General features: G+C 66.2%; 8 protein-coding genes. 2 read left to right on the forward strand and 6 right to left on the reverse strand.

Features of this window, described 5'->3' with window-relative positions; genetic code table 11:
• From AAF184_21980 to AAF184_21990, 3 genes are all read right to left on the reverse strand, one after another.
• The coding region (locus AAF184_21980; GenBank protein ID MEO0425020.1) for an alpha-amylase family glycosyl hydrolase at nt 1–411 on the reverse strand (411 nt) is incomplete at its 3' end.
• Nucleotides 401–1,345: a zinc-binding dehydrogenase gene (locus AAF184_21985; protein ID MEO0425021.1), complete on the reverse strand. Its 945-nt coding sequence runs from the start codon at nt 1,343–1,345 to the stop codon at nt 401–403. The genes AAF184_21985 and AAF184_21980, both read right to left, overlap by 11 nt.
• 103 nt (nt 1,346–1,448) lie before the next feature.
• On the reverse strand, nt 1,449–3,884 hold the full coding sequence (locus tag AAF184_21990) for a TonB-dependent receptor (protein ID MEO0425022.1): 2,436 nt from the start codon (nt 3,882–3,884) through the stop codon (nt 1,449–1,451).
• 244 nt (nt 3,885–4,128) lie between these two features.
• On the opposite strand from AAF184_21990, the gene AAF184_21995 reads away from it, so the two are divergent.
• The gene (locus AAF184_21995) at nt 4,129–5,709 is read left to right on the forward strand and encodes a sodium:solute symporter (protein ID MEO0425023.1); all 1,581 of its coding nucleotides are present in this window, start codon (nt 4,129–4,131) and stop codon (nt 5,707–5,709) included.
• A 3-nt stretch (nt 5,710–5,712) separates the two neighbouring features.
• On the opposite strand, the gene AAF184_22000 is transcribed toward AAF184_21995, so the two are convergent.
• The 3 genes from AAF184_22000 to AAF184_22010 all read right to left on the reverse strand — a co-directional run bounded on the left by AAF184_22000 (nt 5,713) and on the right by AAF184_22010 (nt 10,732).
• A complete protein-coding gene (locus tag AAF184_22000) occupies nt 5,713–6,753 on the reverse strand; it encodes a LacI family DNA-binding transcriptional regulator (GenBank protein MEO0425024.1) in 1,041 nt (346 codons plus the stop codon).
• A gap of 241 nt (nt 6,754–6,994) precedes the next feature.
• A complete protein-coding gene (locus tag AAF184_22005) occupies nt 6,995–9,121 on the reverse strand; it encodes a M13 family metallopeptidase (GenBank protein MEO0425025.1) in 2,127 nt (708 codons plus the stop codon).
• Nucleotides 9,122–9,313: 192 nt separating this feature from the next.
• Nucleotides 9,314–10,732, reverse strand: a complete 1,419-nt coding sequence (locus AAF184_22010; protein ID MEO0425026.1) for a mercuric reductase — start codon at nt 10,730–10,732, stop codon at nt 9,314–9,316.
• Nucleotides 10,733–10,800: 68 nt separating this feature from the next.
• On the opposite strand from AAF184_22010, the gene AAF184_22015 reads away from it, so the two are divergent.
• Nucleotides 10,801–11,096, forward strand: a 296-nt coding sequence (locus AAF184_22015) for a hypothetical protein (protein ID MEO0425027.1), incomplete at its 3' end; no start/stop codon positions are given.

The following is an 11,096-nucleotide window of genomic DNA, read 5'->3' on the forward strand; positions in this document are numbered from 1 at the left end:
GTCGGCGCCGATGACGAATAGCGCGTCGCGGTCGACGTCGCGCATCCCGCCCGGGTAGACGTCGTCCTCCGTGAGGAACATGCCGGCGTAGGGCGAGCGCGCCCCATGGTCGAGGTAATCCTGGAATTGGGACGAGCTCGAGGAGATGTGGTTGACGATCAGGTCCACGACCAGGTGCACGTCCTCGCCGAGTGCGCGGACGTCGTCCCAGGTGCCCAGGACGGGATCGACGGCGAGGTGATCCGTTGGGTCGAAGCCTGCGTCCGCGCCGCTGATGGAATCGTAGAACGGGAGCAGGTGCAGGCCGCCGAAGAGCCCCGCCAGGGGGCCGTCGAGGAGGGCTTTCAGGTCCTTGAGCGTTCCTCCGCCGAGACGATCGCCGTAGGCGATCAGCTGCACCTCATGTGACATCGTCACCGGTCACCAGGACCGCTTTGAACAGTCCCTCCTTGGCCGCGCCGAAATCGGCGAAGGCCTGCTCCACATCGTTCAGGGCGTAGGAGGTGATCAACGGCGCGGTGTCCAGGGTGCCGGCGCGCATCATCTCGAGGCCCGCCAGCATGGCAGCGTGCTTCTCATCGTCGCGGCGCACGTGGCCGTTCACCACGTCGATGGCCTTGAAGTTCCACCGCTGCATGTCGACGTCGCGCTTGCCCTCGTTGGACTCGTGGTAGCCGATGATGATGATGCGGCCGTGCTGGGTGACGAGATCTGTACACAGCGCCAGCGTGGCCGGCACGCCACCGGCTTCGATCACCACCTGTGCCAGGCCGACGTCAGGGTCCTCCACCTGCACCTCATCGGGGTGCAAGGTGCGATGGGCGCCCAGGCGGGCGGCCATCTCGCGGCGGTAAGGGATGGGGTCGATGGCGATGATCTCGCCCGCGCCCTGGTTGCGCGCCAGTTGCAGGCAGATCAGGCCCATGAAGCCGCAGCCGACCACGGCCACGCGATCGCCCTCACGCACGCCGAAGCGCTCGCTGGCGTGGACGCAGCAGGCGACCGGTTCGCCGAGGGCGGCGAGGGGGTCGATCTCGGCGGGCACCTTGGCCAGCAGCTCGGTGGGGGCCACGAAGTAGTCCGCGTAGGCGCCGCCCAGGGCCGTGACCGTCTGACCGAGGGCGAAGTCCGTCACGTCCGGCCCCAGGGCGACGATGGTCCCCGTGCCCTCGTGGCCGAGCAGGGTTTGCTCCTGGGGCAGGCGATCGCGGACGCGGTAGGTGTGAAGATCACCACCGCACACGCCGCACCCGATGGTCTTCACCAGCACCTCGCCGGCGGCGGGCTCGGGGATGTCGCGTTGGTTCAGGGTAAAGCCGCCCTTGCCAAGCATCGCTGCCTGCATCGCAAGTCCTCGTCAGTCGTTCGTTGGTTGAAGGAGGAGCACCGTGCCTACCGGTCCAGGGGAAGTTGGCTTACGCAGGCGCGGTGCTCCGTCCAGGGGTCGGTCAGAAGTCGTAGCGCAGGGAGGCGCTGATCGACCTGCCGTTCAGCACTTCGGCGCCGTAGAGGCTCTGACCCTGAAACTCCACGATGCCCCCTTCGCCGAAGCTGGCCACGTACTCGTCGGTCAGGTTGTTGGCGTTCAGGGAGAGGGAGAACTTGTCGGTGACGAAGAAGGTGGCGTACGCGTGGATGAGCGTGTACGCATCCTGCTGGATCGTCTCCGTGTCACCGATGAAGAAGTCACCGCTGCCGACGAAGGTGAGGCCGCCGGAGAAGCGGTCGTTGTTGTAGCCGGCGTTCACCGTGTAGATGTAGTCGGCCTGGCGATTCGGGCGGTTGCCGATGTTCTCGGGCGCCGTGTCGCTGTCCACGATCTCCGCGTCTGTCCAGGTGAAGTTGGCGTTGACGTCGAGCACGTTGGCGATGCTGAACACCGTTTCGATCTCCGCGCCGTTGGCCTCGTACTCCTGCACGAAGACGTTGCCCGTGGTGACCTCCGACTGGGTCTCCTGGGTCTCGGCGCGGAAGAAGGTGACGAATAGATCGAATATGTTGTGGTTCAGCTTGTAGCCGATCTCGTACTGAAGCACGTCGTCGATGCCGTCGCTGATACCGGCGTTGGCCGCCAGTACGCGATCGGCGCCGCCGTCGAAGAGGCGGTCGGCCACGATCACGCCGCCTTCGCTCACGCGGGCGAACACGGCCTGGTTATCGGCGATGTTGAAGTTGCCGCCGACGGACCAGGAGGTGTAGCCGGGGTCGTAGTCGTGCACCGTGCCGTTGCTCAGGTCCGAGACGCTGCAGACGTCGAGGGGGTCGGTGGTGTCGCCGTCGCCGTTGTTGTCGCAGGGCAGGGTGTCGCCGAGGAAGCCACCGGCACCGGCGGCCACGCCGCGCACGTCCACCTCGTCACGACGCACGCTGGCGTTGAAGCTGACGCGGTCCAGGTCGACGTTGAGGTCCAGGAAGGGAGCGATGGTGGTGTACTCGAGGTCCACCAGGCGCGTGAGCAGGCCGCGGCTGAAGGTGCCGTTGGCGTCGGAGTACTCCACGCCCGTGTCGCCGTCGGTGATGAGCAGCGGCACGGCGTTGTCGCCGTCGAAGGTGGTGATGAAGCGATCCCAGTTGGGCCAGTTCTGGCGGATTTCCTGCTGGGAGTAATAGAGGCCACCGGTGAGGGTCACCGCGTCCGTGGCGGCGAAGCTCGCGCGCAGGTCGTTGACGACGAAGTTCAGGCTCTCGTTGAGGAAGTCGAGCTCGAGGTACTGCAGGGCGAGGCCGTCGTAGGCCTGGCCGGCGTTCGGGCCGGCGGCCAACACCACCGAGGGGTTGTCGCAGTTGCAGATGGCGGCGGCGAGGTCCGAGGCCACGCCGAGATCACCGGCGCCGAAGGGCAGGGCGGAGATCTGGCCGCCGCTCACGTCGGAGACGCGGAAGCGGTTGATGAGGGACAGGCGATCGGTGAAGTCCCAGGAGAACTCCACGCCCAGGGCATCCACGCGCGATTCGATCTGATCGCGCGGACGACGCACGATCGGCGTGCCGTTGGCGTCGGTCACGCTCTTGCTGGTGCGGAAGATGGTGCCGGCGGACTGGCTGCTGCCGTCCCAATCGCCGAAGGGCTCGAAGCCGCCGCCCGGTTGGGCGATGGACGGGAAGTTGTGGTACGTCGCGAGGTTTTCATCCAGGTGCTTGAAGTAAAAACGGATGTAGCCCTGGTCGAACTCGCGGGTGATGTTGGCCTTGATCTGCCCGCCGGTGGTGGCGTTGTAGCCGACGTCGCGAACGCCTTCGCCCTCGCGCCAGTAGCCGCCGACGAAGCCGTACCAGTTGTCCGAAATACGTCCGCCGTAGCCGAAGTCGAAGCGCAGTTCGTCGTAGTCGAGGCCGAAGCTCAAGCCCGCAGAGCCGCCGTCTTCACGGCCCGTGCGGCTGATGTGGTTGATGATGCCGCCGGGGGCGTCACTGGCGAGGGTGGAGGCACTGCCGCCACGAATGGCCTCGATGCGCTCCAGGTTGAAGTCGGCGCGCACGAAGTTCGGGGTGTTACCCACGATGATGTCGCCGAACTGCAGGATGGGCAGACCGTCTTCCTGCAGCTGCACGTACTTGTAGCCGCCGGTGGCGAGCGGGATGCCGCGCACGGCGATGCTGCCGTTGCCTTCACCGGTGGCGGGTTCGGAGCGGATACCGGGCAGGCTGCGGTAGAGCTCGGCGATGCCGCGCGGCGAGTACTTGCCGATCTCATCGCCATCGAGGCTCGATATGGAGACGCTCGTCTCGAGCTTGACGGCCTGGCGGACCACGCCCGTCACGATCACTTCCTCGAGGATCGACTCCGGCTCCACTTCGCCGCTCTGCTGGGCCCCGGCGGGCGAGATCAGCAGTGCTGGCACCACGAGCGACCCGAGCAGTCGCCGACTTAGCTTGTTGAACATGTGTTCCCCCACTTGATTGCGGTCGACGCGCTGCGACCTGGTTGCCCTTGCAACTTCCCCCGGGCCCGAGAAATTGTTGCAATCCCCGCAACGATTGTCAAAAACTTCTATAAGTAATTGTTCTGTATAACGCAATCGGTTGCGACATGGGCGGAGTGATGTGTTACCTTGAGGCCGTGTCGTGGGGGGATTGGCCATCCGAGTGGGTGGCGCCACAGGGACGGGAAAGGCGGACGGGGGAGCTATGGATTTCGCACTGCATACGATCGATCTGGTGATCATCGCCGTGTACTTCGTGTTCATGGTCGGCTTAGGTCTTGCCTTCGCCGGCAAGAACGAGAACGCCCAGGACTACTTCCTGGCCGGTCGGCGCATGGTCTGGCCCCTCGTCGGCTTCTCCCTGTTCGCCTCGCAGATCTCCAGCACCACCCTGGTGGGCCTTGCGGGCGACGCTTACGCCACGGGCATCTCGGTCTACAACTACGAGTGGATGTCCGCCGTGCTAATGGCGTTCTTCGCCGTGTTCCTGCTGCCGCAGTACTTGAAGTCCCAGGTCTACACGATGCCCGAGTACCTCGAGCGGCGCTTCGACGGCCGGGCACGCACCTACTTCGCCCTGCTCACGCTGTTCTTGAACATCGTGCTCGACACGGCAGGCAGTCTCTACGCCGGCGCCCTCATCATGCAGCTGATCTGGCCGGATCTGCCGATCTGGCAGACGATCGCGGGTCTTGCCCTGGTGGCGGGGCTCTACACGATCGTGGGTGGCCTCTCCGCGGTGATGATCACGGACGTGATTCAGGCGGTGTTGCTGATCATCGGCTCCCTGCTCATCGCCACCTTCGCCTTCGCGGAGGCGGGCGGGTGGGAGAACATCACGGCGATGGTCGACCCCGAGCGCCTGCGCCTGATTCGACCGATGGATGATCCCAGCATGCCCTGGTTGGGCCTGGTGCTCGGCGTGCCCCTGCTCGGCTTCTACTTCTGGTGCACCAATCAGTTCATGGTGCAGCGTGTACTCGGCGCGAAGGACGTGAACCATGGGCGCTGGGGGGCGTTGTTCGCCGGACTCCTGAAGCTGCCCGTGCTGTTCCTGATGGTGCTGCCGGGCACCGCCGCCATCGTGCTCTACCCCGAGCTCGAGCGACCGGATCTCGTGTTCCCCGTGCTGATGTTCGATCTGTTGCCGGTGGGGATTCTCGGCCTGGTGCTCGCCGGTTTCCTGGCCGCCCTGATGTCGCAGATCGACTCGACCCTGAACTCCGCGTCCACGCTCGTCACCATGGACTTCGTGCGCCGCCACCGCCCGAACCTCTCCAGCGAGCAGCTGCTGAAGGTCGGCCGCTACGTGACCGTGCTGTTCATGCTCTTCGCCGTGCTGTGGGCGCCCCAGATCCAGAACTTCGGCTCGCTCTTCAAGTACCTGCAGAAGGTGCTCGCCTACGGCGTGCCGCCGGTGGTGTGCCTGTTCCTGTTCGGCACCTTCTGGGCCCGCGCCAACGCACAGGGGGCCTTCGCGACGATCGTGACGGGGCTCGCGAGCGCCGTCGCGCTCTTCCTGGTGAACGAGATCCTCGCGATCACCAGCATCCACTTCCTGCTCGTGGCGCCGATCATCTTCGCGATCTGCTGCGTACCTATGATCGCCGTCAGCTTGGCGACGCAGGCGCCGTCGCGCGAGTCCATCGAGGACTACCTCTGGACACCGAAGAAGTTCGACGAGGAGTCTACCTCCCTGGCCGGTGTGCCCTGGTACGCGAACTACCGCCTGCAAGCGGGCGCGATCGTGCTGATCTCGGCGGTGTTGGTGGTGTGGCTCTGGTGAGCGTTACCCCATGGCCCCGCAGGACTTGCGGATCACCAGCTCCGTGGGGAGCGTTTCCGATTCGGCGCTTTCCCCCGCGATCATGCTGAGCGCCTTGTCGACCAGGAGTTGGCTGGCGCGCGAGATGTCCTGGCGGATGGTGGTGAGCGCGGGGCTGAAGTAACTCGCGAGGGTGATGTCGTCGTAGCCGACCACGGCCACGTCCGACGGCACGTTCAAGCCGTGGTCGTGCAGCGCTGAGATTGCGCTCATGGCGAGCAGGTCCGTGGTGCCGAAGAGGGCGTCGAAGGTCAGGCCGTCTTCAATGTGGCGGCTCACCGCGGCGTGCCCGGCCAGGCGATCGTAGGCCGTGGGGATCACCAGCGATTCGTCGAAGGCCACGCCGGCCCGTTCGAGCGCCGAGCGATAACCATCGAAACGCAGGTTGGGCTCGGCGTCCTTGCAGTCGCCGAGGAAGGCGATGCGTCGGCGCCCCAGCTTCAGGAGGTGTTCGGTCGCCCGGCGGGCGCCCGCTACGTTGTCACTTCCCACCGTGCAATACAGTTGATCGGGAAAGTGCGCGCCCCACACCACCAGGGGCACCTTGCTCTGGGCCATCTCGTTCAGATCGTTGTGGAAGCGGCGTTGGCCGATCACGATCAGCCCTTCCACGTTCCGTGTGTCGAAGGCGTCGCGGATCATCTCCGGCGAGGAGAGGGCGATCTTCGAGAGGAGCATGTTGTAGTTGCGCTCGCTCAGCGTGTCCGCGAGCGATGCGGTGAGCTCCATCACGAAGGGATCGGTGAACATGGGCAGGCCAGCGGCGCCTAGGGGCACCATGACCTTCACCGTACGGGTCTGCTGTAGGCGGAAGTCGCGGGCCGCCACGTTCAGGCGGTAGTTGTACTCGCTGGCGATCTGGCGGATGCGCGCCTTCGTTGACGCCGACACCTGGTCGCTGTCGGCGAGGGCGCGCGAGACGGTGGACTTGGCGACACCCGCCATCTTGGCGATGTCCTCCATCCGCATGTCGGACGCTTGGGTCTTTCTCGGTCTGCGCGCCATGGGCTACTCGTGTCGGCCTGCCGGTCCGTGCCGCTCGCCAACGCGGTGTCGAGCCGGGCAAGGAGGTCGTTGGGGCAGTGTAGCCGTCAGCTCAGTTGCGCGACAGATCTTAGGGCGCTCTCGGTCGCCACGATGAGCTCGCGGCGCAGAGCGTTTGAACCTAAGTCGGGAAGAACGCTGCAGGTGAGAGAGGTCGCCGCCACTCGAGCGGCGACCCAGCAGCGCTTAGCGTGTGCCGGTACTACCAGATGGACACGCGGGCGTCGGGCGCGAGGTACAGATCGTCCTCTTCGCCCACCTCGAAGGCCTCGTACCAGGCATCCACGTTGCGCACCACGCCGTTGATGCGGTACGCGGCGGGGCTGTGCGGATCCGTTAGCAGCTGCTCGCGCAGGGCATCTTCACGCATCAGGCCGCGCCACACCTGGGCCCAGCCGAGGAAGAAGCGTTGCTCGCCCGTGTAGCCGTCCAATACCGGCGGCTCGCCGTGTTCGGCGACGTAGCGTTGATAGGCCGCGTAGGCCATCTCGACGCCGCCGAGGTCACCGATGTTCTCGCCCAAGGTGAGGCGGCCATTCACGTTCATGTCCTCGATCGGTGAGTACTCGTCGTACTGGGCGACGAGCGTGTCGGCGCGGGTCTTGAAGCGGGCGTCGGCGGCGAGGGTCCACCAGTCGCGGATGCGGCCCACCTCGTCGAAGCGTCGGCCCTGGTCGTCGAAGCCGTGACCGATCTCGTGGCCGATCACCGCGCCGATGGCGCCGTAATTCACGGCGGGGTCGGCGTTGGGGTCGAAGAACGGTGCCTGCAGAATGCCGGCGGGGAAAGTGATCTGGTTCAGCAGCGGGTTATAGGATGCGTTTACCGTCTGCGGGGGGTAGGGCCAGATCTCGCGATCGACGGCACCGCCCAGGCGGTCCACCTGCTGCTTCCAGCTGAACTCGTCGATGCGCCGCGCGTTGCCCAGCATGTCGCCGGCGACGATCTCGAGGTCGCTGTAGTCGGTCCACTTGGTGGTGTAGCCGATGCGCGGCTCGAAGGTGCCGAGCTTGACCAGGGCGGCGTCGCGGGTCTCATCGTCCATCCACTCGTTCTCGCCCAGGCGTTCCTCCAGGGCGGCCACGAGGTTGGCGACCAGCTCGTCCATCTGCTCCTTGGCTTCGCGCGGGAAATGGCGATCGATGTACAGCTTGCCGACCGCTTCGCCGAGGTTGCGGTTGACCAGGTCCGAACCGCGCTTCCATCGATCACGCTGCGCTTCGATGCCGTTCAGGGTCTTCGAGTAGAAGTCGAAGTGGGCCTGGTCGAACTCGCTGCTCAGGAGTCGCGCGTTGGTGCGGATGAAGTGGAAGGCGAGGTATTGCTTCCAGGTCTCCAGCGGCACCGAATCGAACAGTTCGGCGGCAGCTGCCATCGCGGTCGGCTGGGCGACCACGACCGGCTCCACACCGCCCAGCCCCAGGGTGTCGAAGACCACGCTCCAGGTGATCTGCGGGGCCAGTTCGGTCATCTCGGCCACGGACATGGGGTTGTAGATCTTCTGGATGTCGCGGCTCTCGGCGCGGGTCCAGTGCGACTCGGCGAGGCGCGTCTCCAGGTCGATGATGGCGTCGGCGCGGTCGGCGGGCTCGTCGAGGCCGGCGAGTTCCTGCACCTTGATCATGTAGTCGCGGTAGGCCGCGCGGAAGCTGACGAAGCGCTCGTCGTCGAGGAGGTAGTAGTCACGATCCGGCAGGCCGAGGCCCGCTTGGCTAGCGAACACCGAGTAGCGGGTGGTGTCGGCCGGGTCGGGGATGATGCCGACGCCGAAGGGGGCCGTGGCGTGGATGTCCGACAGGGCCACGAGCAGGGCGTCCTTGTCGGCGATGGCCTCGATGGCCTCCAGGTGAGGTTGCAGGGGATCGGCGCCGAGGCTGTCGATCTGCTCAACGGCCATCCAGGTGGAGAAGTAGTCGCCCACCTTCTGCTCCAGGGAGCCGGCGCTGGCGGAGGTCTCGGCCAGGTCCGTGAGGATGGCGTGCACCTGCTCGGTGGAGCGCTCGCGCAGGGCGTCGAAGATGCCCCAGCGCGCGCGGTCGGCGGGAATCTCGAAGGTGTCCAGCCAGTGCCCGTTGACGTACAGGTTGAAGTTATCGCCGGGGTTCTGAGCCGTATCGCGGGCCGTGAGGTCCACGCCCCAGCTGCCCAGCTCCGCGGCCGGTGCGGCAGCGACCTGCGCTTCGCTCTCGTTGGCGGCGTCGGCCGGCGCTGAGGGTTCGGGATCGCTCGAACTGCAGGCGACGAGGAGGGCCGCAGCGGCGGGCGTCAGAAGGCTGAGCGCACCGCGGCGCAGAAACATCGAGGCGCGGGGGCGCAGGACTGTAGTCACAGAAGACCTCACGTGTACTCAAGTTGATTGGGTTGGCGGGCGGCCCGCGGGCCGCCGCACGGCAGAGCCGCACCCAACCTGATTCGTCAGTCGAGTTCTGAGTCGCGTGCCAGAAGGGTCTGCTGTTCAAGCAGTTGAGGGCGCATCGGTCCGCGGCGACGCCGTTCGGTTGCGCGCCCTTGCGCGCGGGCGCTAGGGAGCTTCGGACTCAATCTCAGTCAGATTATCCAGGGTCCAGGGCATGAGCTCCGACACCGTGGGGTGCACCAGCACCGTTTTGCGGAAGCTGCGGCAGGGCAGGTGGCTGGCGATCAGGGTGGCGAACATGTTGATGACCTCATCACCGTGCACGCCGAGGATCGATGCGCCCAGGATCAGGTCTGAGTCCGCATCCACCAGCACCTTGACGAAGCCGTCCGTCTCGCTCATCTCGCGCGCCCGGCTGATGTTGCGCATGAGCCGCGTGGCCTTCAACACGCGATGGCCCTGGCTGATCGCCTCCTTCTCGGCGAGGCCGACGCGGCCGAGCGGTGGATCGGTGAACAGCGCATAGGTGATCACGCGACTCGAGAGGCGTCGATCGCCCCGGTCGAACAGGTGATCGAGGGCGATCTCCGCATCGTTGACCGACGTGTGCGTGAATGCGCCATGACCGTTGACGTCGCCCACGGCGAAGATCCCCTCTGCCTGCGTGCGCAGGCAGTCGTCCGCCTCGATGTAGCCGTGCGCATTGACGCTCACGCCCGCGGCCTCGAGGTTGAGTTGGTCGGTGTTGGGCACGCGCCCGGTGGCGATGAGCAGGTGCGAGCCGACGGCGGTGGCGGGGCGGTCGCCCTCGCGGTACTGCAGGGTCACGCCCCGGTCGGTGATCGGCGAGACGGCATGGGCCCTGGCGTCGAGGTGAATCCGTATCCCTTCTGCCGTGAGGATCTGCTGCAGCGCCTCGGCCACGTCTGCATCTTCACGCGGCATGAGCTGATCGCCGCTCGCGATCACGGTCACCTTCGCCCCCAGGCGGCGGTAGACCTGCGCGAACTCCAGCCCGATGTAGCCGCCCCCGAGCACGAGCAGGTGTTCCGGCACGGCTTCGAGATCCAATAGGCGCGCGCTGTCGAGCCAAGGCACGCTGTCCAGGCCTTCCAGCGCCGGTGCGCGCGGGCGGGTGCCCGTATTGATGAATATGGTGGGTGCGGTGAGCAGGCGATCGCCCACGCGCACGGTCTTCGGGCCCTCGAAGCGACCCCAGCCGCGCACCAGGGTGACCTGGTCGCTGCCCTCCATCCACTCGGTGAGGCCGTCTCGGCTCGCGAAGCGGATCCGGTCCATGCGCGCCTTCACCGCCTCGTAGTCGATGGCGACGGGGCCGCTGATCACACCGAAGTCCTCGCTGCGTCGGGTCTGGTGCGCCACCTTGGCGCTGGCGACGAGGGCCTTGGTGGGGGTGCAGCCGTAGTTCACGCAGCTACCGCCCACCTGGTTGCCCTCCACCACGGCGACCCGGGCGCCGCGGGGAAGTAGGTCGCCGAGCAGGGTACCGGTGGCCTGGCCGCTGCCGAGGATCAGGTAGTCGAAGGTCTCCATGGCCGTCTCCGGGGTCGTGTGCAGGCTCAAGCCTAATGGAGGCACCCTTGGAAGTTGAAGGGGCGGCGGCAGTTTCCGCGTCGCGAGCGCTATGATGGGTGCTGCCCAGGAAGCCCGAGTCGCTCAACCGCATGGAACAAGCGCTGGAATCGTCCATCATCGATGCGTTTCGCGAGGACGGCGTCGTGGTGTTACGCAACGCCGTGGACGCGTCCTGGCTCTCCTCCCTGGCCGCCGCCATCGAGCGCGACATCGAGTCCCCAGGACCTTGCTATCACGGTTATCAGGTATCGGCGGGCCAGGGGCGCTTTCACGGCAACATGCGACTGTGGGAGCACGACGACGCCCTCGCCGCCTTCTGTCGCGACTCGTGCCTGCCTGCACTAGCGGCGCA

The sequence above is a fragment of the Pseudomonadota bacterium genome, from assembly GCA_039815145.1.
Lineage (GTDB): Bacteria > Pseudomonadota > Gammaproteobacteria > Steroidobacterales > JBCBZW01 > JBCBZW01.